Below are 24190 nucleotides of genomic sequence, written 5' to 3'. Positions count from 1 at the left end.
GGATTGGAACGCGCGAAAGTGTAAGTGGTTACCACGATGCGCCTCACGGTCATCATCTGCCACCCTGTGCGCAGGAATGCGTCTAGGAACGTGACAGGAAGCATCGACATGGCGGACACCACCGCGGGCCGCGCGGTCTCCCGGCGGAAGTGGCTCCTCGCGGGGCTCCTCACCGTGCTCGGCGCGGGCCTGGCCTACGCGGCCGCCACCATGCTCGTCCCGCGCGGCCGCCGGCACCGGCCGGGAACGCTCCGGCTCCCGCGCTGGTTCCCGTCCGTCGTGCGGCGCTCGTTCCCGGCCGCCGCCCCGGACGGGCCGTCGCCGGACGTGCCGCCCGAGGCGGTGAGCTTTCCGCCCCAGGCGGTGGGCTTTCCGGTCAGGTCGGCGGCGGCCGTCCGCGCACCGGAGGTCCGGCCGGAGAGGGCCGCTCAGCCGGTGAAGTGACGCATCGTCCCGCGTGACCAGCCGGGCGTGCCCTTGTGGACGAAGCCGGTCCACGCGTCCTGCATCTCCGTCACGAGGGAGGGCGGGGGCGGCGCTCCGCCCAGCATCGGCGCGTCCCGCCAGGGCTCCGGGTCGCCGAAGACGAACGGCAGCTCGACGCAGTGGCACGCGCCGAACGGGCTGCCCGGCGGCTGCCAGTCGAACCGGTACGTCCACGGCGGGTCGCCGTGCTCGGCCAGGAGCGCGGACAGCCGGTCCGCGGGCTCGCGGAACAGGTGGTCGGTGGCCAGCTCCACGGCCAGTTCCGGGACCGGACGCGGCGCGAGGGCGCGGTCCGGGGCGCCGAACCAGCGGGTCGCGGCGGCGGCCAGCGCGTCCCGGTCGAGGGCGGCGATCCGGTCGTCCCCGGCGAAGAACGCGGCCGCCTCGTCGCGGTTCGTGCCCAGCAGGACGTCGACGCCGTCCGCGCCGCGCCGCCCGGCCGCGGTGACCGGGTCGTCCGCGACGAGGGAGCCGTCCGCGACGAGCTGGAACGGCGGGACGGCGTCCAGCGGGCGGACGGTCCGGCGGGCCAGCTCGCCCTGCGCGGCGAGGAGCGCGCCGACCGGCGCCGTGCGGGGGTCGGCGCCGAGGAGCTCGCGGTAGAGCGCGCCGGTGCGCTCGGCGTCCGCCGGGGCCGTCGGGATCATGCCGCCGGGGTTGCTCTGAAGGATCGCCCGGTGAAAGAGGCCGCGCGCTCGTCCGGTGGAGAGCAGCGCCATGATCGAGAACGCGCCCGCCGACTGGCCCGCGACCGTCACGGCGCCCGGATCGCCGCCGAACGCCGCGATCCCGTCGCGAACCCACTCCAGCGCGGCGAGCTGGTCGCGCAGCCCGAGATTGCCCTCGCTCACGCCCGGCAGGCGGAGGAAGCCGAGCGCGCCGAGCCGGTAGGAGGCGGTGACGACGACCATGCCGCCGCGCGCGGCGAGGACACCGCCGTCGTACCAGGGGAAACCGCCCGAACCGCTGGAGTAGCCGCCGCCGTGCAGGAACACCAGGACCGGGCGCGGCGGCCCGGCGGCGGACGGCGTCCACACGTTGAGGGTCAGGCAGTCCTCGGACTGGGCCGCCGCCACCGGCCCCATGATCCGCTCCAGCCGGGACGGGCCCTGCGGCGCGGCCGGGCCCGGTTCGAGCGCGTCCCGGACGCCCGGCCATGGCTCGGCGGGACGCGGCGCGCCGAACCGCTCCGCCGTCGCGTACGGGACGCCGAGGAACGCCGTGGACCCGCCGCGTCCCGCCGTGCCGCGCACGCGTCCCGGCACCGTCTCGACGATCACTGGACGAAGGTCACGTCGGCGCCGAAGCCCGTCACGGTGAACCCCTGCCCCGCCGTGCGGGTCGGGACACCGTTGCCGTCCACGAGCGTCCGGGCGGCCTCTACGTCCCGCACGCGGACGGTCATCCCGGCGAAGTGCGAGCGTCCGCTGGAGGCGACCAGCCGGACATGGCCGTCGGGCAGGTTCAGCACCCGGTCGGCCCCCTCGGCCCGCGCCGGAACGCCGATGATGCGGGCGTAGCGGTCGGCATAGGCGTCGAGCTCCGGCTCGTCCACCATCACGGTCAGACCGGACACCCGGAGCGCGCCGTTCGGGTGGTCGAGGTAGCGCGGCTGGTGCAGGTACTCGGGGGTCAGATGCCGCGCGATGCCCAGGAACCCTTCGGGCGTCGCCTTCGGGTCCACGTGGAGGGCGCTCGCGCGGAGGGTGCGGGTCCCGTCGGGGGTGTCCACGGGACGCTCCAGCGAGCGAATGCCGAGGGTCGGGACGCCCTCGTCTCGCAGCCGCCGCTCGTCCGCCTCCAGGTCGCCGGAGCGGACGTAGAAGATCCGGAACCCGTCCGGGACGCCGTTGACGCCCCACGGGTCCGGCGCGGACGGGTCGACGATGCCGAGCAGCTCGATGAACGAGTCGGCGAACACCGCACAGCGGTTCGCGGTGTTGCCGGGGACGGTCTCCTCGCCGGGACGCAGGGCGAGGCGGTGGCGCGAGCGGGGGCTCAGGACGAAGCCGAGCGCCTCGAACCAGCGCTCCAGGGCGTCGAGGTCCCGGGTCAGGATGCCGGTGTGGTCGATGTTCATGGACCGACCCTGCATCCCGCCGGGCCCGCCGCGCCGTCCGGCGGGGGCGGGACGCCGCTTTCCGACACCGGTTACTGTTTCCAGGTGGATTCGGTCACGCTGGACGGCCTCGACCGGCAGCTCCTGCACGCGCTCCAGCTCGACGGGCGCGCCCCGTTCAGCCGCGTCGCCGAGGTCCTCGGCACCGCCGACCGCACGGTCGCGCGCCGCTACCGGCGGCTGCGCGCGGCGGGCGCGGCGCGGGTCCTCGGCCTCCCCGACGTCCGCCGGACGGGCCACCGCGAGTGGTTCGTCCGCGTCCGCTGCCTGCCGGACGCCGCCCCGGCGCTCGCGGACGCGCTGGCCCGCCGTCCGGACACCTCCTGGGTGACGGTGCTCGCGGGCGGGGCGGAGCTGTCGGTCCTCGTCCGCGACCCGGACCGCGCGCTGCTGGAGGGCCTCGGCCGCACCCCGCACGTGCTGTCGGTGCAGCCCTGCGAGATGCTGCGCCCCTTCATGGACGAGGGCCGCGCCTGGCCCGGCCGCACGTCCGCCCTCACGGCGGAGCAGGTCGCGGCGCTGCGCCGCCGCCGCGGCGGGACGGGCGGCCGCGTCGTGCTGAACGAGCTCGACGCGCGGCTGCTGCCCGCGCTCGCCGTGGACGGCAGGGCGGCGTATCCGGAGCTCGCGCGGGCCGCCGGCCGGTCGGAGTCCGCCGTCCGCCGCCGCCTGGCCGAGCTGCGCCTCGCCGGGGCGCTCCAGTTCACCGTCGAGACGGACCCGCGCCTGTTCGGGTACGCGGCGTCCTACATGCTGTGGCTGACGGTCGCCCCCGGACGGGCCGCCGCCGTCGCCGGGGCCCTGGCCGGGGACACCGAGATCGCGTTCATCGGCGCGGTCACCGGCCCGGCCGCGCTCGTGGCCTACCTGGTGTGCCGCGACGCCGACGACGCGTTCCGCTACCTGGACGGCCGCGTCGGCGCCCTCGACGGCGTCCGCGGCCAGGAGGCGGTCCCGGTCACCGCCTACGCGAAGAAGGTCGGCAGCGTCCCGGCCCGGAGGCCCGCCCGCGCCCCGCGCTGAGCCACGGCCCGCCGCGCTCGGGCGCCGGTCGTGGGGGGTCAGTGGCGGTAGCGCGCCTGGCGGGCGGCGGGACCGCCGGGGGTCAGGCCGTGCAGGTGCCGCTCCACCGCCGCGGCGGCCCGGCGGCAGAACGCCTCCGGCTCGTCCGCGGCGTCCGGGCGCTCGTCGACGAGCTCGTCGGCCAGGCCGTTCCGCAGGAGCTCCGCCGACCGGACGCCCTGGGCCGCGGCCATCTCGCCGGCGCGGTCCGGCGTGCGGTGGACGATCACGGACGCGCCCTCCGGCGGCAGCGGCGACAGCCAGGCGTGCCGGGCCACGAGGACGCGGTCGGCCGGGAGCAGCGCCAGCGCGGCGCCGCCCGTCCCCTCGCCGAGCAGCAGGCACAGCGTCGGCGCGGCCAGGGTGATCAGGTCGGCCAGGCAGCGGGCGATCTCCCCGGCGAGGCCGCCCTCCTCCGCCTCGGCCGACAGCACCGCGCCGGGCGTGTCGACCACGGTGACCAGCGGCAGCCCCAGCTCGGCGGCCAGCCCCATGCCGCGCCGCGCGACGCGCAGGCCCGCCGGGCCGAGCGGGTGCCCGGTCCGCTGGCCCCGGCGGTCCTGGCCCACGAGCACGCACGGCTCGGCGCCGAACCGGGCGAGCGCGAGCAGCAGCCCCGGCTCCGCCTCCCCCTGGCCGGTGCCCGACAGCGGCGTGACGTCCGCGGCCCCGTGGCGCAGCAGCTCGCGGACGCCCGGACGGTCGGCCCTCCGCGACCGCTCGATCGACTCCCACGCCGTATCGCCCGCAGTCTCGTCCGGCTTCGCTGCCTGGCCGGAATACGCGTCAGCAACGGTCGCGGACGGGCGGGCGCACAGAACCTTCAGCGCGGTGGACGCCACGTCTGCCAGGTCGTCGATGCCGACGACGGCGTCCACCAGGCCCTTGGCGGCGAGGTTCTCGGCGACCTGGACGCCCTCCGGGAACGGCTCGCCGTACAGGCCCTCGTACACGCGCGGGCCGAGGAACCCGATGAGCGCGCCCGGCTCGGCGGCGGTCACGTGGCCGAGCGAGCCCCACGAGGCGAACACGCCGCCCGTCGTCGGGTGCCGCAGGTAGACGAGGTAGGGCAGCCCGGCCGCGCGGTGCGCCATGACCGCCGCGGCGATGCGGGCCATCTGCACGAACGCGGCCGTGCCCTCCTGCATGCGCGTCCCGCCCGAGGACGGCGCGGCGAGCAGCGGCAGCCCCTCGGCGGTGGCGCGCTCGACGGCCGCCACGATCCGGTCGGCGGTCGCCAGCCCGATCGACCCCGCGAGGAAGCGGAACTCCGACACGACGAACGCCACCCGCCGGCCGCGCAACCGCCCCGCCCCGGTGACGACCGCCTCGTCGCTCCCGGAGCGCTCCCGCGCGGCGGCCAGCTCCGCCGCGTACGCCGAGCCGGGGGCGGCGACCTCGGCGGGCGGGGCGTCCCAGGACTCCCATTCGCCGCCGTCCAGCACCCGGCGCAGCAGCTCGCGCGCACCGACCCGTTCCGTCACCCGGTCGCCTCCGTTCTCGGCGGGCGCCCGCGGTCATGGCCCCGGGCGAGCTTCCCCCTGCATGATGACGTCGTGAGCGGACGGCGCGGGCACCCGGGTGCCCCGGCGGGAGGAGTCCCTGTGTCAGACGAGATCGTCTTCACCCCGGCGCGGGAGCTGGCCCGCCTGGTCCGGACCCGCGAGCTGTCGGCGCGCGAGGTCCTGCAAGCCCATCTCGACCAGATCGAGCGGACGAACCCGCAGGTCAACGCCATCGTCACGCTCGTGCCCGAGCGGGCCGAGCGGGAGGCGCTCGCGGCCGACGAGCGGCTCGCGTCCGGCGCGGAGACCGGGCCGCTGCACGGCCTCCCCGTCGCCCACAAGGACACCCACGCCACCGCCGGGATCCGCACGACGTCCGGATCGCCGATCTTCGCCGACCACGTCCCGGACACCGACGACCTCATCGTCGAGCGGATGCGCGCCGCCGGGACCGTCACGCTCGGCAAGACGAACGTCCCCGAGTTCGCCGCCGGATCCCACACCTTCAACCCGGTCTTCGGCGTGACCCGCAACCCCTACGACCCGTCCCGGTCGGCGGGCGGGAGCAGCGGCGGCGCCGCGGCCGCGCTGGCGTGCGGCATGCATCCCCTCGCCGACGGCAGCGACATGGGCGGCTCCCTGCGCAACCCGGCGTCCTTCTGCAACGTCGTCGGGTTCCGCCCCTCCCCCGGACGCGTCCCGTCCTGGCCGGTGCCCGCCGCGTGGGCGACCATGAGCGTGCAGGGGCCGATGGCCCGCGACGTCGCCGACGTCGCGCTGCTGCTGTCGGTGCTCGCCGGGCCCGACCCGCGGAGCCCCATCGCGCTGGAGACGCCCGGCGCCGCGTTCGCCGTCCCGCTGGACCGCGACCTCGCCGGGCTGCGCGTCGCCTGGTCCCCCGACCTCGGCGGGACGGTGCCCGTCGATCCCGCCGTCACCACCGCCCTGGAACCGGCCGCGAAGGTGTTCGCCGACCTCGGCTGCACCGTCGAGGAGGCGTGCCCGGACCTGTCCGGCGCCGACGAGGTCTTCCGGACGCTCCGCGCCTGGCACTGGGACCTCAGCCTCGGCCCCCTGCTGGACGAGCGGCGCGGGGACTTCAAGCCGTCCCTGGCAGCGAACATCGAGGCGGGACGGCTCCTCACGGGCGCCGACGTCGGGCGCGCCGAGGCCCTGCACACGGCGCTCTTCCACCGCGTCCGGACGTTCTTCGAGCGCTACGACGCCCTGCTGCTGCCGGTCAGCCAGGTGCCGCCGTTCGACGCGGGCGCCGAGTACCCGGCCGAGGTGGCCGGGGTCCCGATGGCCGACTACCTGGAGTGGATGCGGTCCTGCTACCTGGTGTCGGCGACCGGCTGCCCCGCGCTGTCCGTCCCCGCCGGCTTCACCCCCGACGGGCTGCCGGTCGGCCTCCAGATCGTCGGCCCGCACCGCGCGGACCTCGCCGTCCTCCAGATCGGGCACGCCTACGAGCGCGCGACCGGCCACGGCGCCCGGCGCCCTCCGCTCACCGCGCGCTGACCGGGCCGCGGCCAGGGCCGAGCCGGGCCGGCCCGGGCCAGCGGTCAGGTGTACTCGTCGGCGATGGGCAGGCGGAGGATCAGGTGGGCGCCCCCGAGCCGCTCCCCGCCGCCCGGCGGCTCGCCGCCCGCGCCGCCGCCGGGGTCGTCGCCGCCCGTGGCGATCAGGGTTCCGCCGTGGGCGTGGGCGATGTCGCGGCAGATCGCGAGGCCGAGGCCGGTGCCGCCGCGGTCGCGTTCGCGGCTCTCGGCCAGCCGGTGGAAGCGCAGGAAGACGCGCTCGCGGTCCTCCGGCGCGATGCCGGAGCCGTCGTCGGCGACCTCCATGACCGCCGTCCGCCCGTCCCGCCGCGCGGTGACCCGGACCCGGGAGCGGGCGTGCCGCTCGGCGTTGTCGAGCAGGTTCGTCAGCAGCCGGATCAGGTGGCCGCGGTTGGCCGTGACGACGATCCCGTCCTCCACCCCGACCTCGACGGGGACGCGCCGGGAGCGCCGCGCCGCCTCGGTGCGGACCAGCTCGCCGAGGTCGATCGGCTGCCGCTCGACCTTCACGCCCGCGCCGAGCTTGGCGAGGATGAGCAGGTCGGTGACGATGCCCTGGAGCCGGTCGGCGTCGCCGAGGGCCGCCCGCGCGACCGCCTCCCAGTCCTCGTCGTCCGGATGCTCCAGCGCCACCTCCAGCTGGGCGCGGAGCCCGGCGAGCGGGCTGCGCAGCTCGTGCGAGACGTCCGCGACGAAGGCGCGCTGCCGGACCAGGACGTCCTCCAGCCGCGCCAGCGTCACGTTCACCGACCGGGCGAGGTCGGACACCTCGTCGACCGGCCCCGGGACCGTCACCCGGCGGTCGAGCTCGCCGCCGGTGATCGCGGCGAGCTCGCCGCTCATCCGCCGGACCGGGAGCAGCGCCCTGCTCACCGCCACGGCGACGATCCACGCGACCACGGCGGTGCCGAGCAGCACCGCGGCGACGAGCGTGGCGAGGAAGAAGCCCTTGCGCTGGCTGAACGGGATCGGCGCGCCGGCGTACACGGTGCGGTCGCCGAACGGCGTGCGGACGCGCTCGACGATCACGTAGACCTCGTTGGTCACGCCGCGGACGGAGGTCGAATGGGTCTCGAAGCGGTCCTCGGTCTTCGGGCGCGGCACCCGGAGGGGCTGGCGCCCCCGCAGCGGCTCGCTCCTGGCGATGACGCGGCCGTTCTCGTCCGCCACCTGGAGCAGGGGGAAGTCGACGTCCTGGACGCGGAGGCGGCCGTGCGGGTCGTCGGCGCGCACGGTCGCGACGAGGCCGGCGATGGCGACGACCCCGTTCTTGCGGAGGTCCTGGTAGACCGTCCGCCGCATGACCTGGTCGAAGATCGTGACGCCCAGGGTCAGCAGGACCCCGACGATCAGCGTCGCGGCCACCGTCACCCGGGTGCGCACCGACCAGCAGGAGGGCGACAGCCGTTTCCCGACGCTCCCCACGCGGCCGAATCCCCCTTCCCGCTCGGCGTACCCGGGGGGAGTTCGCCAACCTGGTTGTAACCGGGCGGTCGCCCTGCGAAACATGGGGACCGGCCGGTCGAGGGGGGAGGTTCTCGCGAGTCGCCGGGGGCCGGGGCGGGCCGTGCCGCACCACCCCGGCCTTCCGGCGGTCCCCGCCGCAGAGCGCCCCTAGCGGCGAGAACGACGAGCGCTGGACTCGCGGTTCTTATCCTGCCCCCTTTGCCCTACTAAGTCAACAGGATTTATAGGGAACTCGGGGGATCGATGTCCGCGCGAACGGCGCCTCCCACCCCTGGGGTGCCGTCCGCGCGGACATCGCCTTCGGTGCCGCCAGCCGCCCGCCACCCGCGCGCCGAGGAGGATCCGACGGGATCGGGCCTGCTGTCGACCTGTGTTCCACTCTGCACCCCGCCGATGCACTGGGTGCTACATCGACGTGACGATCACGTTTCCTCTTCCCGTGCTGGAAGAACGCCATACTTTGCCGACGAGCGGGGATGGATGGACAGGAGAGACGCAAGGGAGCCAGACATCGCATGGACGGTGACATTCGGCCGCTGGAACCCGCCGACCCGCGTGTGGTCGGCGGTCACACCCTCCTGGGCCGCCTCGGCTCGGGCGGCATGGGCACGGTCTACCTGGGCGCCGACCCGGTGTCCGGAGGACGCGTCGCGGTCAAGACGATCCACCCGCACCTCGCCGGAGACCCCTCGTACCGGCGCCGCTTCCGCGACGAGGCCGACCTCGCCAGCCGGGTCGCCTCGTTCTGCACGGCACGGGTCCTCGCGCACGGCGAGGAGGACGGCCGCCCCTACCTCGTCACCGACTACGTGGGCGGCGTCTCGCTGCACGCCCGCCTCACCGGCGACGGCCCCCTGCCGCCCGCCGACCTGCACGGCGTCGCCGTGGGCGTGGCCTCGGCGCTCGCCGCGATCCACGCCGCGGGGCTCGTGCACCGCGACCTCAAGCCCGCGAACGTGATGCTCACCCTGTCCGGCTGCCGCGTGATCGACTTCGGGATCGCGCGCAGCCAGGACGCCCACACCGCCACCGCGGCCAACGGCAAGGTGCTCGGCACCCCCGGCTGGATGGCCCCGGAGGTGCTGATGGGCGGCCCCGCCACCCCGGCCGCCGACATCTTCGCGTGGGGCTGCCTCATCGCCCACGCCGGCACCGGCCGCATGCCCTTCGGCGGGGACGTCGAGACCATGCGGGTCACCACCGACGAGCCCGACCTCGCCGGCCTGCCCGAGTCGCTCCTGCCCACCGTCCGCGCCGCGCTCGCGAAGTCGCCCGCGGACCGTCCGACCGCGCCCGACCTCCTGCTGGCCCTGGTGGAGCAGCCGCGCTCCGCCGACGGGCCCGTGATGAGCGCCGGCGGGCCGCGCCCGCCGCTCTCCGCGGTGGTCTCGGCCCCCGTCCCCGGCCCCGCGCCGCCCGCCCTTCCCTCGCGGACCCCGCCGCACGTCCCGGTGGACGGCGGGTCCGACGCCGAGACGGCGACGAGGGCGTTCACGCCGCTCGGGATCGGCCTGGCGGGCGCCCTGTCGTCCGGCAGGACGCGGCTGCTCGCCGGCATCGGGGCCGCCGCCGGGACCGTCCTGATCGGCGCCGTGATCGCGAGCCTGGTCGCCGACCGCGGCACCGCCACGCCGGCGCCGGGCTCGCGCGCGCCGAGCGTCTCCGTCCCGACCACGAAGAAGGCGGACACCGCGGTCAAGCCCCGCCCGTCGCGGTGGCCGGTCAAAGCACAGAAGACACAGAAGGCGCAGAAGCCCGGAAAACCGCCCAAGCCGAAGAAGCACGCGGAGAAAGGCCACGCCGGAAAAGGCAAGGCCAAGGGCAAGCGAAAGGCCCACTCCCACTGACCCGCGCCCGCCCGCGGAGCCGTCATCCGGCCCGGTCAGGTGCGCCAGATCAGGACGAGGGCGCAGTCGTCGTCGCGGGCGGCGGCCATGCGCTCGACCAGCTCGCGCGCGCCCTTGCGGAAGCCCTGCGGCACGAGCCGCTCCGCCTCGCCGAGCAGCCGGTCGATCCCCGCGTCGAGGTCGCTGCCGGGCGACTCGACCAGCCCGTCGGTGTAGAGCAGCAGGGCGTCGCCGGGGCGCAGCAGCCCGCGCTCGGGGACGCACCGCAGATCGGGGACGACGCCGAGCACCACGCCCTTGGCGGAGCTGACCTGCCAGGCGCCGCTGCCCGCGTCGAACTGCACCGCGGGCGGATGCCCGGCCGACTCGACGGTGTACTCGCCCGTGCGCAGGTCGACGACGACGTGCACGGCCGTGACGAAGCCCTCGTCCCAGCGCTGGCGCTGGAGGTAGTCGTTGCAGGCCGGGAGGAACCGGTCGGGTTGGATCGATCCAAGAAGGCCCCCGAACGCCCCCGACAGCATCAGCGCGCGGGTCCCGGCATCGGTGCCCTTGCCGGAGACGTCGACGAGCGCCACCTCCAGCGCGTCGCCGTGGCTGGCGGACACCACGAAGTCGCCGCCGAACGACGACCCGCCCGCCTGGAGCATCACGACCTGGGAGTCCCAGCCGTCCGGCAGCTCGGGCATCTGCCCCTGCCGCCGCAGCCGGTCGCGCAGCTCCAGCAGCATCGAGTCGCCGCGCAGGCCCTGCACGCCGAGCTGCTGCCGGGTCCGCGCGAGGGTCAGCGCCAGCACCGCCGTGATCGCCAGCGTCGCGATGACGCCGGGCCCCACCGCGGCGATGTCGTGCCAGGCGTCGTAGGCGACCATCGCCATCACGACGACCAGCAGCGCGATCAGGCTCCGCACCCGCAGCAGCAGGCCGCCGCCGAGGACCGTGAGGACGAGCGCGCCCGACGGCGCCAGCCCGCGCGTGTCGGTCGCCGACGCGAAACCGATCACGATGGCGAGCAGCGCGAGCGCCACGAACACGTAGCGCTCGCGGGTCAGTTTCCCCCGCCTGAGCCAGCGGTAGAGGGCCACCAGCGGCGGAACCCTGCGCAGGACGGCGCGCACTCTCGGCGGCAGGAGGTGCACCAGTCGTTGCAGCATGACTCCGGCACTGTATCGAGCATTGGCGCCGGTCGGCGGCCATCCGCGCCAGCGGCGGCGTCTTGCAACGCTCCACGGTTCCGTGACCTCGGTCACCGTGCGACGCGCCCGGGCCGTCCCGCGCGCGCCGCCGGGGGTGCCGGAACCCGTCCGCATGGTGTCCAATGGGTGATCGAGGCACGGCGAGGAGGCGGCGCATGGTCCAGCCAGGCATGCGGATCACGGTGGACGCGGCGATGCGGGCCCGGGACGTCTCGCGGCCGCGCCCGGACGGCTGCGAGGGCGAGGCGACCGGGCCTGGCTCACCGAAGGCCGCCGAGCCCGCACGGCGCACGAAGGCCGCGAAGAACGAGCGGCGCCGCCTCGGCAAGCGCGGCGGCACCCGCAAGCCACCCGAGAACGACACCTGACCCCCGGCCGGAGGCCCGGGTTCGGCGGGGGTGGGGTCGCTCCGGGGTCAGGACTCGTGCGGAAGGGGCGGGAGGTCGCCGGTCCGCTCGTACCGGCCGAGCATCTCGATGCGGCGCGTGTGGCGGTCCTCGCCGGAGTACGGCGTGGTCAGGAAGATCTCGACGAACCGGGTGGCGGTGGCCGCGTCGTGCTGGCGGGCGCCCAGGCTGATGACGTTGGCGTCGTTGTGCTCGCGGGCGAGCCGGGCGGTCTCCTCGTTCCAGACCAGCGCGGCGCGCACGCCGCGCACCTTGTTGGCGGCAATCGCCTCGCCGTTGCCCGACCCGCCGAGCACGATGCCGAGGGTGCCGGGCTCCGCCGCGGTCCGCGCGGCGGCGCGCAGGACGAACGGCGGGTAGTCGTCGACGGCGTCGTACTCGAACGCGCCGCAGTCGACGGCCTCGTGCCCGTTGGCCTTCAGCCAGGAGACCAGGTGCTCCTTGAGCTCGTAGCCGGCATGGTCGGTTCCAAGGAAGACGCGCATGCGCCGATTCTCGCAGGCGGCCGCCGCCCGCCGGTGCGCGGGTCGGACGCCCGCGCCGCCGGGGCCGGCGTCCGGATCAGCGCGGGGGCGGGAGGTCGTCGTCCTCGCGCCTGCGGTCGACCATGGTCTGGTCGGACGGCCCCGTGCTCTCCGGCGGGGTGGAGCGGTCCGGCGCGTCGCCGGACGGCTCGTCCTTCGGCTCGGAGGCGCCTCCGGCGGGCTCGGGCGGCGTCGGAGAGTCGTCCGGAGGGGTCTCCTCCGCGTCCTTCGGGGTCTCCTCACCGGTCGGCGGGGTCTCCACGGACGGGGCCGGTTCCGGTGCGGGATGCGCGGAAGGCTGGGCCTGCGGCTGCCGTCCCCAGACACCGGGCTGCTGGACGGGCGTCGCGGGCTGCGCCGGAGCGGCGCCGGGCTGCGGCGGTACCGCTCCCTGCTGAGGCGGGACGGCCCCTGGCTGAGGCGGCACGGCTCCCGGATGGGGCGGGACGGCGCCGGGTTGCGGCGGCAGGCCGCCGCCCGCGTACGGCTGCGGATAGGCCTGGCCGGGCGCGGCGCCCCACGCGGGCGGCTGCTGCGGCGTGCCCGGCGGCGGGACGTACGGCATGGAGGCCGGGTGCTGCGGCGGGAGTCCCTGGGCGCCCGGGGCGGTCTGCGGGGCCATCTGCGGCATGGGGCCGCCGGGCGGCAGCGGCCCGCCCGGGGGCAGGGGGCCGCCGGGCGCGGCCTGGCCCGGGGCGTACTCGCGCTGGCGGATGATCAGGAAGCCGGCGAGGGCGCCGAGCCCGGCGAGCCAGCCGAAGGCGAAGCCGAAGCCGGCGCCGTTGGCGGCGCTGCTCCAGACGGTCCGCGCCATCATCGGGTCGGGGAAGTCCAGCGCCCAGTGGACCATGAAGCCGCGCAGGAAGCCCGCGAGGCCGGCCGCGACGACGGTGGCCCACCAGCCGGTGATGACGGCGCCGAGCAGGCCCTGGCGGGGCTCCACGGAGCGGATCCCCACCAGGACGAGCATGGCCAGCAGGACGAGGAAGACGATCAGGGAGAAGTCGAGGGTCAGCACGTACTTCCAGGAGCCCTCGCCGCCGCGGGTGGTGAGGCGCCACGACGGGAACTCGAGCCAGCTCACCAGCGGGCCGATGCCCTTGTCGTACTCGAAGTCGCTCTTGTTGATCTCGTCGATGACCCACTGGTTGCCGAACAGCAGGGCCAGCAGGAGCACCGGCACCAGCGCGCCGCCCGTCGCCACGAACATCCGCCGCGTCGTCATGGCGGGCAGATTAGTGCGGATCGCCCGCCGCCGATAGAGCGGAATTACCGGGCGTGCGCGACCGGGAAGCGGAACTCCGGGTCGACCTGGGCCTCCAGGTCCTCGCCGACCGCGCGGCTGGCCCAGCTGCGCGCGTTCTTGACGTGGAACTCGACGGCCTGGCGCTGGAACCGGTCCCAGTCCCTGGGGCACGCGTCGACCTCGGCGAGCATCCGGTCGAGGGCGGCGGTGTTCGCCTCCTCCAGCGGGACGCCGTGGCGGCCCTGCTCCAGCGCCCGGACGGCCGCGGACTGGCCGAGCCAGGTCAGGAGGTCGTCCCCGACGTGGCGGCGCAGGTAGGCGACGTCGTCCTCGCCGGCGACCTTGTTGCCGACGACGCGGATGGCGACGTCGTAGTCGCGGGCGTACTCGGTGTACTGGCGGTAGACGCCGACGCCCTTGCGGGTGGGCTCGGCGACCAGGAACATCAGGTCGAACCGGGTGAACAGCCCGGACGCGAACGTGTCGGCGCCCGCGGTCATGTCGACCACGACGTACTCGCCCGGCTCGTCCACGAGGTGGTTGAGGTAGAGCTCGACGGCGCCGGTCTTGGAGTGGTAGCAGGCCACGCCGAGGTCGTCGTCGTTGAACGGGCCGGTGGCGAGCAGGGTGGCGCCGTCCACCTCCTCCCCGAGGGCGTGCACGGGGTCGTCGCCGCGGAACCGCAGGAGCCGCGAGCCCGCGCCGGGCGGGGTCGTCTTGACCATGGCGGCGGCGGAGGAGATCCGCGGGTTGTCGCCGCGCAGGTGCTCCTTGATCTCGGTCAGCCGGTCGCCGAGCGCCGGGATCTTGGCGGCGCGGGCCTCGTCGAGCCCGAGCGCCATGCCGAGGTGCTGGTTGATGTCGGCGTCGATGGCCACGACGGGCAGGCCCCGGCCGGCCAGGTGCCGGACGAAGAGCGAGGACAGGGTCGTCTTGCCGCTCCCGCCCTTGCCCACGAACGCTATCTTCATGAATGCCCTCAATTCGGAATGAAAACCATTGCCATCTCCAGGCGTACGAGTCTTGCGGAGGGCGGGGGGACGTGCAAGCAGAAACCCCGAACCGAGATTTCACCCGGCCCGGCTTGTGCTTCGCGGCCGCGCGTGAGAGGGCGGCGCGCGGAAGGGACCGGAACGCCGCGCGGCACCGCGGAAGCGCACGGCATCGCGGAAGCGCACAGCATCGCGGAGGCGCACGGCATCGCGGAGGCGCCGCAGGGGCGCGGCGCGTCCGGAGCCGCGAGGTCAGCGCAGGGCGGCGGCCGGGTCGAAGCCGAACGGGAGCTCCAGCCGGTGGGCGCTCAGCAGCTCGGCGTCCATGAGCAGGTCGCGGGTGGGCGCGTCCGCGGCGATGACGCCGCCGGAGAGGATCACCGAGCGCGGGCACAGCTCCGCCGCGTAGGGGAGGTCGTGGGTGACCATCAGCACCGTGACGTCCAGGCTCAGGAGGATCTCGGCGAGCTCGCGGCGGCTGGCGGGGTCCAGGTTGGAGGACGGCTCGTCCAGGACGAGGATCTCCGGCTCCATCGCGAGGACGGTGGCGACGGCGACCCGGCGGCGCTGGCCGAAGCTGAGGTGCTGCGGCGGGCGGTCGGCGACGTGCAGCATGCCGACCCGGCGCAGGGCGTCGTCGACGCGGCGGTCCAGGTCGGGGCCGCGCAGGCCGAGGTTGGCGGGGCCGAAGGCGACGTCCTCGCGGACGGTGGGCATGAACAGCTGGTCGTCGGGGTCCTGGAAGACGATGCCGACGCGGCGGCGGATCTCCCGCAGCGACTTCCTGTCCTTGGGATCGACCTGGAGGCCGCCGACCCTGACCTCGCCCAGGCCGCCGTGCAGGATGCCGTTGAGGTGCAGGACAAGCGTGGTCTTGCCGGCGCCGTTGGGACCGAGCAGGGCGACGCGCTCGCCGCGGCCGATCGTCACGTCCACGCCGTAGAGGGCCTGCGTGCCGTCGGGGTAGGCGTAGGCGAGCCCCCGCACTTCGAGGGACGGCGGCGGCGACGGGGTCATGGGACCATCCAAGCAGCCAGCGCCACCAGCGCCGCGGCCGCGGGCAGCGCGGCGGCCGCCGACCACTGCGCCGCGGTCGCGCCGACGTCGTACAGGACGGGCATCCGGCCGTCGTAGCCGCGGCTCACCATGGCCAGGTGGACGCGCTCGCCGCGCTCGTAGGAGCGCAGGAACAGCGCCCCGACGGACTTGGCGAGGATTCGGGTGGCCCGGACGTCGCGGGCCTCGAACCCGCGGGACGCCCGGGCCGTCCTCATCCGCCCCAGCTCGGCCGTGACGACGTCGCCGTAGCGCAGCATGAACGTGGCGATCTGCGTGATGAGCTGCGGCATCCGGAGCCGCTCGATGCCGAGCAGGAGCAGCCGCGGCTCGGTCGTGGCGGCGAGCAGGATGGACGCGACGACGCCCAGCGTGCCCTTGGCGAGGACGTTCCAGGCGCCCCAGAGACCGCTCTCGCTCAGCCGCAGCCCGAGGACGGTGATCTTCTCGCCGTTCGCCACGAACGGCATGAGGAAGGCGAACGCGACGAACGGGACCTCGATGGCGATCCGCCGGGCGATCACCCGCAGGGGCACGCGCGCGGTCACCGCCACGGCGCCGAGCAGGACGGCGTACACGGCGAACGCCCACATCCGCTCGCGCGGCGTGGCGACCACGAGCAGGACGAACGCCAGCACGGCCACGAGCTTGCACTGCGGCGGCAGCCGGTGGACGGCCGAGTCGCCCGGCAGGTAGAGCCGGTGCGCGTGCCCAGCGCCCACTAGGAGGCGTTCTGTGACGGTTCGGAGGCCGGAGCGGGCGTCCCGGAGGCAGCGCCGGCGGCCGGGGTGGCGGGTGCGGCGGGCCCGCGCCGCCGGACGACCCAGAACAGGCCGCCGCCCACGGCCAGCACGGCCGCGACGCCGATCACGCCCGCGAGGCCGCCGGACAGCCGCGCGTCGTCCACGCCCTTGACGCCGTAGTCGCCGAGCGGGGAGTCCTTGAGCGAGTGGTCCTTCTCCTTGGCGCTGATCCCCTTGTCCGAGGCGACCTTCTCCAGGCCGTCGGGGCTGCTGCTGGCGTAGTAGCTGACGAGGCCCGCGAGCACGAGGGAGACGAGCAGGAAGCCGGCGAAGAAGCGCTTGGTGGTCATCTGGGTGTCTCCTCCTCAGGCCCGGGACGGCTCGGCCGGGCCGGCGTCGCCCGCCGGGCGGACGGGGGCGCCGGTGCGCAGCTCCAGCGGCTTGATCAGGCCGCGGGCGCCGTACACGAGGTCGGGCCGGACGGCCAGCACGCTCGACACGGTCACGGCCGTGATCACGGCCTCGCCGATGCCGATGAGGACGTGCACGCCGATCATCGCGCCCGCGACCTTGCCGAGCGAGATGTCCGTCGTGCCGCCGAGGGCGTAGATCAGCGTGAACGAGACCGCGGCGGCCGGGACCGACACCACGGCGGCGGCGAACGACGCCCCGGCCACCGAGGCGCGCGTCCTGGGCAGGACTCGCAGCAGCAGCCGGAACAGCCCGTACCCGACGGCGACCGTGACCAGCGCCATGTTGGTGATGTTGACGCCGAGCGCGGTGAGCCCGCCGTCCGCGAACAGCAGGCCCTGCATCAGCAGGACCACCGAGACGCACAGGATCCCCGTGTACGGCCCGACGAGGATCGCGGCGAGCGTCCCGCCGAGCAGGTGCCCGCTGGTGCCCGAGGCGACCGGGAAGTTCAGCATCTGGGCGGCGAAGACGAACGCCGCGGTCAGCCCGGCGAGGGGCGCGGTGCGGTCGTCGAGCTCGCGGCGGGCGCCGCGCAGGGCGACGGCGACGCCTGCCACCGCGACCGCGCCCGCGGCGATCGAGACCGGAGCATCGATGAATCCGTCCGGTACGTGCACGTCCTTCACCGTCCTACCTGGTATGAGCCGTAGGACCCAGTGTGACGACGGCCCGCTCGTAATTGCAAGTCGATCGCAACTGCCTCACCGCCGCGATACCCCGCCTCGCCTGCCGTTCCGGGCCCGGTCGGTGCCCGGCGCGGTCGTGCCCGGCGCGGTCGATGCCCGGCGCGGTCGATGCCCCGGCGCGGCCGGGATCCCGGCTCAGTCGAAGATCGGGTCGCGGGTGCGGGTGCGCTTCAGCTCGAAGAAGCCGTCCGTGGACGCGACCGCGAGCACGCCGTCGAACAGCTTGACCGCGGCCTCGCCGCGCGGGATCGGCGAGACGACCGGGCCGAAGAACGCGCTGCCCTCGACCTCGATCACGGGGGTGCCGACCTCCTGGCCCACCCGGTCGATGCCGTCCTTGTGGGACGCCCGCAGCGCCTCGTCGTACTCGGTCGACTCGGCGGCGGCCGCGAGCCCGGTGTCCAGGCCGGCGGCGGCCAGCGCCTCCTCGATCATCTCCCGGTCGAACTTCCGCCGGTCGTGGTGGCGGCGCGTCCCGAGCTCGGTGTAGAGGCGTCCGAGCACCTCGGGGCCGTACTTCTGCTCGGCGGCGATGGCGACCCGCACCGGGCCCCACCCCTCCTTGAGCCCCTGCCGGTACTCCTCCGGGATGTCCTTGTCCTCGTTGAGGACGGACAGGCTCATCACGTGCCAGCGCACCTCGATCGGGCGCAGCTTCTCGACCTCCAGGATCCAGCGGGAGGTGATCCACGCCCACGGGCACAGCGGGTCGAACCAGAAGTCGACGGGGGTCGGGGCGTCGGTCGCCATGGCGGGCCTCCTCGATGCGATACGTATCAGCAGCGACAACCCGGCGCACGGCGCCCCCATTCCCCGTTTCCCGGCGGTATCCGAAGCCGTGGCGCCGGGACCGGAACACCGGCAGGTTGGTAGACATGGGGGAACCAACAGAGACTGAGCCGACCAAGGAGTACATGTGGCAGGCAACCTCACGCGCGACGAGGCGCGGGAACGGGCCCGGCTGCTCACCGTCGAGTCGTACGCGGTCGAGCTCGACCTCACGACGGGTGAGGAGCGGTTCGGTTCCACCACCGTGATCCGGTTCGGCAGCGCCGAGGCGGGCGCGTCGACCTTCGTCGACCTGCACGGCGCGGTCGTGCGGGAGGTGACGCTGAACGGCGGGGCCCTGGACCCCGCGTCCTACGACGCGGAGAAGGGCCGGATCCCGCTGCCGGGCCTGGCCGCCGAGAACGAGCTCCGCGTCGTCGCCGACTGCGCCTACTCCCGGTCCGGTGAGGGCCTCCACCGGTTCGTGGACCCGGTGGACGACGGCGTGTACCTCTACACCCAGTTCGAGACGGCCGACGCGCACCGGATGTACACGTGCTTCGACCAGCCGGACCTCAAGGCCACGTTCGAGCTGACCGTGCGCGCCCCCGAGGACTGGCAGGTCGTCACCAACGAGTCCGCCGAGACGTCCGGCGGCGGGACGTGGCACTTCCCCCCGACCCCCCAGGTCTCGACCTACATCACCGCCCTGATCGCGGGGCCGTACCACGTCGTCCGGGACGAGTACCGGCGCGCGGACGGCACGGTCATCCCCCTCGGCGTGTTCTGCCGCGCCTCCCTGGCCGAGCACCTCGACGCGGACGCGATCGTGGACGTGACCCGGCAGGGCTTCGCCTACTTCGAGGACGTCTTCGGCCGCCCGTACCCGTTCTCCAAGTACGACCAGCTGTTCGTCCCGGAGTTCAACGCGGGCGCGATGGAGAACGCGGGCGCCGTGACGTTCCTGGAGGACTACGTCTTCCGGTCGCGGGTCACCGACGCCGCCTACGAGCGCCGCGCGGAGACGATCCTGCACGAGATGGCGCACATGTGGTTCGGCGACCTCGTGACGATGCGCTGGTGGGACGACCTGTGGCTGAACGAGTCGTTCGCCACGTACATGAGCGTCCTGTGCCAGGCGGAGGCCACGAAGTGGAAGGGCTCGTGGACGACGTTCGCGAACCTGATGAAGGCGTGGGCGTACCGGCAGGACCAGCTCCCCTCGACGCACCCGATCTCCGCGGACATCCCCGACATCCGCGCGGTGGAGGTCAACTTCGACGGGATCACCTACGCGAAGGGCGCCAGCGTCCTGAAGCAGCTCGTCGCCTACGTCGGCCGCGACAACTTCCTGGAGGGCGTCCGGCACTACTTCGACCGGCACGCGTGGGGGAACACCGTCCTCGCCGACCTGCTGGGCGCGCTGGAGGAGACGTCCGGACGCGATCTGGCGTCGTGGTCGAAGGAGTGGCTGGAGACGGCCGGGGTCAACACGCTCCGCCCGTCCTACGAGGTGGACGGCGACGGCAACTTCACCTCCTTCGCCGTTCTGCAGGAGGCCAAGCAGGACTATCCGACGCTGCGCTCGCACCGCGTCGCGATCGGCCTCTACGACCTGACGGACGAGGGCCTCGTCCGGCGGGATCGGATCGAGCTGGACGTGGTCGGCGCCCGCACCGAGGTCCCGGAACTGGCCGGCAAGAAGCGGCCCGACCTCGTGCTGGTCAACGACGACGACCTCACCTACGCCAAGATCCGCCTGGACGAGCACTCGCTGCGGACGCTCGTCGACCACATCGGCGACATCAAGGACGGCCTGCCGCGCGCCCTGTGCTGGTCGGCGGCGTGGGACATGACCCGCGACGCGGAGATGGCGACCCGCGACTACGTCAAGCTCGTCGTCCAGGGCATCGCGGGCGTCACGGACATCTCCGTGACCCAGACGCTGCTGCGCCAGGCCCGCCTCGCCCTCCAGCAGTACGCGGACCCGGAGTGGCGCGAGGAGGGCTTCCGCCTGATGGCGGACGCCCTGCACGGCCTGCTCCGCGCCGCCGAGCCGGGGTCGGACTTCCAGCTCGCCTACGTCCAGGCGTTCGCCGCCTCGGCCGTCGATGACGCGCACCTGGACTTCGTCCAGGGCCTGCTGGACGGCTCGCAGAAGCTCGACGGGCTCACGGTCGACACCGATCTGCGCTGGACGCTGCTGCGCCGGCTGGTCGTCACCGGCCGGGCGGGCGAGGCGGAGATCGACGCCGAGCACGAGCGGGACCGGACCGCCGCGGGCGAGCGGCACGCCGCCGCGGGCAAAGCCGCGATCCCGGCCGCCGAGGCGAAGGCCGCCGCGTGGGAGCGGATCGTGTCCGGCACGCTGCCGAACGCCGTCTACCGGGCGACGCTCGGCGGCTTCGTGGAGCCCGACCAGGCGGAGCTGCTGCGCCCCTACGTGGACCGGTACTTCGCCGAGGTCGGGCGGGTCTGGGCGGAGTGGAGCAGCGACATGTCGCAGACGTTCGCCGAGGTCGCCTACCCGTTCCTCGTGATCGAGCAGTCCACCGTCGACCGGACCGACGCCTACATCGCCGAGGAGCGGCCCCCCGCGGCGCTCGTCCGGCTGCTGTCGGAGGGCCGGGACGGCGTGGCCCGAGCGCTGCGCGCCCGCGCCAAGGACCGCGCGGCAGGCTGACCGCTTTTGGGCGCGAGCCCTGGGGGTCTGGGGGTCCACCCCCAGGGGTTGCGCTGACCCGATTGGGGGCGTCTCCGTGGCCATGCGGCCGTCTCCGGACGGGTGGCGGCACCGCGCCGTCCGGCGATGGATCGCATGGTCACGGGGTGGAAGGGTGAGTGAGTGGAGACCGCACGGGACGTACTCAGGGCACTGGCGCGGCGGTACGCGTTCGGGGACCTGGAGGCGCTGATCGCGCAAGGCGCCCACAAGGCGAACGGGGCGCACGGGACGCACGGGACGCACGCGCCTGGGCACAACGGGCTGGCGGCGCTGTGCGCGTTCGGGCAGCGGGTCCTGGACCTGGACGCCGAGGACTTCGGCATGCCCGAGGAGGTCGGCGAGGTCCCGGCCGACCTGCTGGACCGCGCCCGTGCGAGCCGCATGCCGCAGGCGCCGCGCGAGCGGCCCCGCGGCGCCCTCGCGAGCCTGCGCCCCGCGTACGCGCTGCTGCTGGAGGTCATCGCGATCCGCTGGCACCGCCGCGACATGGCGGCGCTCGTCGCGGCGGTGCACATCGCCGGCGAGTACCTGGCGCTGCTGGCGTGGGAGCCCGTCCTCGGCCACGCGGGCGACCCGGCGCTGATCGGCGCGGCGGTGAACGGCGCGGGCAGCCGGTTCGGCGTGCCCGTCCAGCCCGGCGCGCCGCGGACCTGCGACCACACCCGGCCGGAACGGTCCGCGTGCGAGCGGACGCTGCGCGTCTCCAAGGAGCCTCCGCCCGGCTGGCGCGCCTACCTGGACCGCCAGCACAGCCAGGTCGCCGCCGCGCTCGGCGACTGCGCGGCCCGCTGCCGCACGCCGTGCTCGGTGATGACGCGGCTGGACGCGCCCGTCCGCGCCGGCCTCACCGAGCGGTGCAAGCTGGCCGCCGAGTTCACCGACAGCGCCCTGGTCAGGCTGCGGCACGCCGCCCCGGTCGGGCACGGGTTCGGGGTGCCGTCGCCGGAGGAGGTGCAGACCGCGTGGACGCGCGCGCGGAAGTCGCTGCTGCACCAGCCCCTCGGCCGCCGCGCCCTGGAGGGCGCCGACGCCGACCCCTACCCCCTGCCCGGCCTGCCCGCCCTGTTCTCGGCGATCGCGACGGCGCCGATCGTCCCCGACACGCTGCTGCACGACGTGACGATCCGCATCGAGGCCGCACTCGGCTGAGCGCCGCCCCGCGTCGGCGGCACGCTCAGCCGAGTGACGGCCCGCGTCGGCGGCGCGTGATCGGCTTGGTACCGCCCCGCGTCGGCACCCCGTGGTCAGCCGACCGGGAGGTTCTTCAGCGTCGCCTGGACGTGCGGGTCCGTCGGCAGGTCCTCCAGCAGGACGGGACGTCCCTCGGCGTCCGCGAGGGGAACCCGCCAGTTGGGGTACTCGTCGGTGGTGCCCGGCTGGTTCTGGGTGCGGCGCTCCCCCACGGCGTCCGCGAGCGAGACGCCGATGAGCCGGGCCGGGGTGCGGCCGAGGAAGGCGTGCAGGGCGGCGACCACCTGCTCGTCGTAGGCGGACGAGCCGTCCGCGAGGGCGTCGAGGACGTCCTCGGGCGGCACGGCGAGCAGGTCCTCGGCGTGCAGGACGGCGAGCCAGTCGGCGAGCTGGCGGCGGTGGTCGGCGACCTCCTCGGCGAGCGGGCGGGTCAGCAGGCCGAGCCGGTCGCGGAGCGCGATGTGGTCGCCGTGCAGGAACCCGGTGATCGGCGGCATGTCGTGCGTGCCGACCGTGGCGAGCGACAGCTCCCGCCACGCCTGCGGCGGCTTCGGCAGGCCCGTGTCGCCCCGCTCGAACCACAGCAGCGACGTGCCGAGCACGCCCCGGTCGGCGAGGTCGTCGCGGACCCCGGGCTCGACGGTGCCGAGGTCCTCGCCGACGACCACGGCGCCCGCCCGCTCGGCCTCCCAGGTCAGGCAGCACAGCAGGGCGTCGCGGTCGTAGCGGACGTAGGTGCCGTCCGCCGGGGACCCGCCCTCCGGCACCCACCAGAGCCGCGACACCTGCATGGCGTGGTCGAGCCGCAGCCCGCCGCCGTGCCGGAACGCGGCGGCCAGCATCTCCCGGAACGGCAGGTAGGCGGCCCCGGCGAGGCGGCGCGGATGCCACGGCGGCTGCCCCCAGTCCTGGCCGCGCTGGTTGAACTCGTCCGGTGGCGCCCCGACGCTCATGCCCTGCGCGAACAGGTCCCGGTAGATCCAGGCGTCCGCGCTGCCGTGCGCGACGCCGACCGCGAGGTCGTGGACGACGCCGACCGGCATCCCCGCCTCCCTGGCCGCCCGCTGCGCGTCCCCGAGCTGGCCGTCGAGGCGCCACTGGAGCCAGGTGTGGAAGCCGACCCGGTCGGCGTGCCGCGCGGCGGCCTCCGCCACGGCGCGGCCCCCGGCGTCGCGGAGCTCGGCGGGCCAGCGCCGCCAGTCGGTGCCGTGGACCTCGCTGAGCGCGCACCAGGTCGCGAACGCCTTCAGCGGGTCGCCCTCGCGCCGCCGGAACTCCTCGAAGCGCCGCTGCTCCGCGGCGTCCCGGGGCAGCCGGTACATCAGCTCCAGGGCCTCCAGCTTGGCGGCCCACACGGCGTCCCGGTCGATCGGGCCGTCGGACGCCCGCAGCGGGGCCGCGAGGGCGGCGAGCCGCTCCCGGTCGTCCGCGGGCAGCGCCGCGTACTCGGGGAGGTCCTCGACGCGCAGGTAGATCGGCGCGGCGAAGCGGCGGCTCATCGGCGAGTACGGCGACGGCCCCACCGGCGGGACGGGCTCCGTCGCGTGCAGCGGGTTGACGACGAGGAACCCGGCGCCGAGCTCGCGGCCGCTCCAGGCCGCCAGGCGCGCGAGGTCGCCGAGGTCGCCCATCCCCCAGGACGCGCCGGAGCGCACCGAGTAGAGCTGGGCGGTGAGCCCCCACATCCGCGGCGGCCGCCGCAGCCGCTCCGGCGCGACCAGCAGTGGCGCGGTCTCGTGCCGGTCGCCGAGGCGGGCGTGCAGGCGGTGCCAGCCCAGCGGGACGTCCCGCGTCATCCGGGCGGACCCGCCGCGGACCGGGACCAGCTCGCCGGAGTCCAGCTCCACGCTGAGCTCGGGCGTCTCGCCTGGCCGCGCCCGCACGAGCTCCCGCTCCGCGCCCCGGCGCAGGAGGACGGCCGGGGGCAGCAGTGCCGGGGAGTGCCCGCCCGCCGGTCCGCGCCGTCCCGGGTCGGGGGCCTCCGGCGGGGAGTCCGCGTCGACGCCGAGCGCCGCGAGGACCGCCACGAGCGTGTCGCGCGAGACCTTCGCCTCCTTCCCCCGCCAGTCGGTGTAGTGCGTCGCCACCTGGTACCGCTCGGCCAGCCTGATCAGTTCGTCCTCAGCCACGCTGC

At 75.1% G+C, this 24190-nt stretch carries 21 protein-coding genes; 7 read left to right on the top strand and 14 right to left on the bottom strand.

What is annotated here, in order from left to right:
- Positions 1–108 precede the first annotated feature (108 nt).
- Positions 109–444, top strand: coding sequence for a hypothetical protein (locus E1300_RS12685; RefSeq protein ID WP_131757172.1), 336 nt, complete (start codon positions 109–111; stop codon positions 442–444).
- Here the strand turns inward: E1300_RS12685 and E1300_RS12680 are convergent.
- Both E1300_RS12680 and E1300_RS12675 read right to left on the bottom strand, forming a co-directional pair.
- Positions 429–1766, bottom strand: coding sequence for a carboxylesterase/lipase family protein (locus E1300_RS12680; RefSeq protein WP_131757171.1), 1338 nt, complete (start codon positions 1764–1766; stop codon positions 429–431). The genes E1300_RS12685 and E1300_RS12680 overlap by 16 nt on opposite strands.
- Positions 1763–2566, bottom strand: coding sequence for a VOC family protein (locus E1300_RS12675; RefSeq protein WP_165502809.1), 804 nt, complete (start codon positions 2564–2566; stop codon positions 1763–1765). Before E1300_RS12675 ends, E1300_RS12680 begins: the two co-directional genes overlap by 4 nt.
- Before the next feature lie 84 nt (positions 2567–2650).
- Here E1300_RS12675 and E1300_RS12670 point away from each other — a divergent pair, with 84 nt between their 5' ends.
- Positions 2651–3628, top strand: coding sequence for an Lrp/AsnC family transcriptional regulator (locus E1300_RS12670; RefSeq protein WP_131757169.1), 978 nt, complete (start codon positions 2651–2653; stop codon positions 3626–3628).
- Positions 3629–3666: 38 nt separating this feature from the next.
- On the opposite strand, the gene E1300_RS12665 is transcribed toward E1300_RS12670, so the two are convergent.
- Positions 3667–5151 (bottom strand): carboxyl transferase domain-containing protein, encoded by a 1485-nt coding sequence (locus E1300_RS12665; RefSeq protein WP_131757168.1) that lies wholly within the window; start codon positions 5149–5151, stop codon positions 3667–3669.
- A 120-nt stretch (positions 5152–5271) separates the two neighbouring features.
- On the opposite strand from E1300_RS12665, the gene E1300_RS12660 reads away from it, so the two are divergent.
- Positions 5272–6693 (top strand): amidase, encoded by a 1422-nt coding sequence (locus E1300_RS12660; RefSeq protein WP_242619115.1) that lies wholly within the window; start codon positions 5272–5274, stop codon positions 6691–6693.
- A gap of 44 nt (positions 6694–6737) precedes the next feature.
- Here E1300_RS12660 and E1300_RS12655 read toward each other — a convergent pair whose 3' ends face one another.
- Positions 6738–8159 (bottom strand): sensor histidine kinase, encoded by a 1422-nt coding sequence (locus E1300_RS12655; protein ID WP_131757166.1) that lies wholly within the window; start codon positions 8157–8159, stop codon positions 6738–6740.
- A 557-nt stretch (positions 8160–8716) separates the two neighbouring features.
- Between E1300_RS12655 and E1300_RS12650 the strand changes: the two genes are divergently transcribed.
- Entirely contained in the window at positions 8717–10048 is a 1332-nt protein-coding gene (locus tag E1300_RS12650) for a serine/threonine-protein kinase (RefSeq protein ID WP_165502808.1), read from the top strand.
- Positions 10049–10083: 35 nt separating this feature from the next.
- Here the strand turns inward: E1300_RS12650 and E1300_RS12645 are convergent, their stop codons facing one another.
- Complete coding sequence (locus tag E1300_RS12645; protein ID WP_131757164.1) at positions 10084–11202, bottom strand: PP2C family protein-serine/threonine phosphatase; 1119 nt, start codon at positions 11200–11202, stop codon at positions 10084–10086.
- Positions 11203–11399: 197 nt separating this feature from the next.
- Here E1300_RS12645 and E1300_RS12640 point away from each other — a divergent pair, with 197 nt between their 5' ends.
- Positions 11400–11612, top strand: a complete 213-nt coding sequence (locus E1300_RS12640; RefSeq protein ID WP_131757163.1) for a hypothetical protein — start codon at positions 11400–11402, stop codon at positions 11610–11612.
- A 47-nt stretch (positions 11613–11659) separates the two neighbouring features.
- On the opposite strand, the gene E1300_RS12635 is transcribed toward E1300_RS12640, so the two are convergent.
- The 8 genes from E1300_RS12635 to E1300_RS12605 all read right to left on the bottom strand — a co-directional run bounded on the left by E1300_RS12635 (position 11660) and on the right by E1300_RS12605 (position 18122).
- A complete protein-coding gene (locus E1300_RS12635; RefSeq protein ID WP_131757162.1) occupies positions 11660–12136 on the bottom strand; it encodes a ribose-5-phosphate isomerase in 477 nt (158 codons plus the stop codon).
- A 76-nt stretch (positions 12137–12212) separates the two neighbouring features.
- Positions 12213–13400, bottom strand: coding sequence for a hypothetical protein (locus E1300_RS51500; protein ID WP_207399679.1), 1188 nt, complete (start codon positions 13398–13400; stop codon positions 12213–12215).
- 44 nt (positions 13401–13444) lie between these two features.
- Positions 13445–14392 carry an ATP-binding protein gene (locus tag E1300_RS12625; protein ID WP_207399678.1) on the bottom strand — a complete coding sequence of 316 codons (948 nt, stop codon included), beginning with the start codon at positions 14390–14392 and terminating at the stop codon, positions 13445–13447.
- A 273-nt stretch (positions 14393–14665) separates the two neighbouring features.
- Positions 14666–15430 (bottom strand): energy-coupling factor ABC transporter ATP-binding protein, encoded by a 765-nt coding sequence (locus E1300_RS12620; protein ID WP_131757161.1) that lies wholly within the window; start codon positions 15428–15430, stop codon positions 14666–14668.
- Positions 15427–16191 (bottom strand): cobalt ECF transporter T component CbiQ, encoded by a 765-nt coding sequence (cbiQ, locus tag E1300_RS12615; RefSeq protein ID WP_131757160.1) that lies wholly within the window; start codon positions 16189–16191, stop codon positions 15427–15429. Before cbiQ ends, E1300_RS12620 begins: the two co-directional genes overlap by 4 nt.
- Complete coding sequence (locus E1300_RS49995) at positions 16191–16562, bottom strand: PDGLE domain-containing protein (RefSeq protein ID WP_165502807.1); 372 nt, start codon at positions 16560–16562, stop codon at positions 16191–16193. The genes cbiQ and E1300_RS49995 overlap by 1 nt, the downstream gene beginning before the upstream one ends.
- Before the next feature lie 15 nt (positions 16563–16577).
- Entirely contained in the window at positions 16578–17303 is a 726-nt protein-coding gene (locus tag E1300_RS12610) for an energy-coupling factor ABC transporter permease (protein ID WP_165502806.1), read from the bottom strand.
- A gap of 204 nt (positions 17304–17507) precedes the next feature.
- Positions 17508–18122, bottom strand: coding sequence for a mycothiol-dependent nitroreductase Rv2466c family protein (locus E1300_RS12605; protein ID WP_131757159.1), 615 nt, complete (start codon positions 18120–18122; stop codon positions 17508–17510).
- Positions 18123–18288: 166 nt separating this feature from the next.
- Between E1300_RS12605 and pepN the strand changes: the two genes are divergently transcribed.
- Together pepN and E1300_RS12595 are read left to right on the top strand one after the other, a co-directional pair.
- Positions 18289–20823, top strand: coding sequence for an aminopeptidase N (pepN, locus tag E1300_RS12600; RefSeq protein ID WP_131757158.1), 2535 nt, complete (start codon positions 18289–18291; stop codon positions 20821–20823).
- Positions 20824–20985: 162 nt separating this feature from the next.
- A complete protein-coding gene (locus tag E1300_RS12595) occupies positions 20986–22014 on the top strand; it encodes a hypothetical protein (protein WP_131757157.1) in 1029 nt (342 codons plus the stop codon).
- Positions 22015–22109: 95 nt separating this feature from the next.
- On the opposite strand, the gene malQ is transcribed toward E1300_RS12595, so the two are convergent.
- Positions 22110–24185 (bottom strand): 4-alpha-glucanotransferase, encoded by a 2076-nt coding sequence (gene malQ / locus E1300_RS12590; protein WP_131757156.1) that lies wholly within the window; start codon positions 24183–24185, stop codon positions 22110–22112.
- Positions 24186–24190 lie beyond the last annotated feature (5 nt).

The organism is Actinomadura fibrosa, assembly GCF_900659615.1.
Classification (GTDB): Bacteria; Actinomycetota; Actinomycetes; order Streptosporangiales; family Streptosporangiaceae; genus Spirillospora; species Spirillospora fibrosa.
Note: the sequence above shows the minus strand (reverse complement) of the source record. Positions and strands in the feature narration are given on the sequence as shown.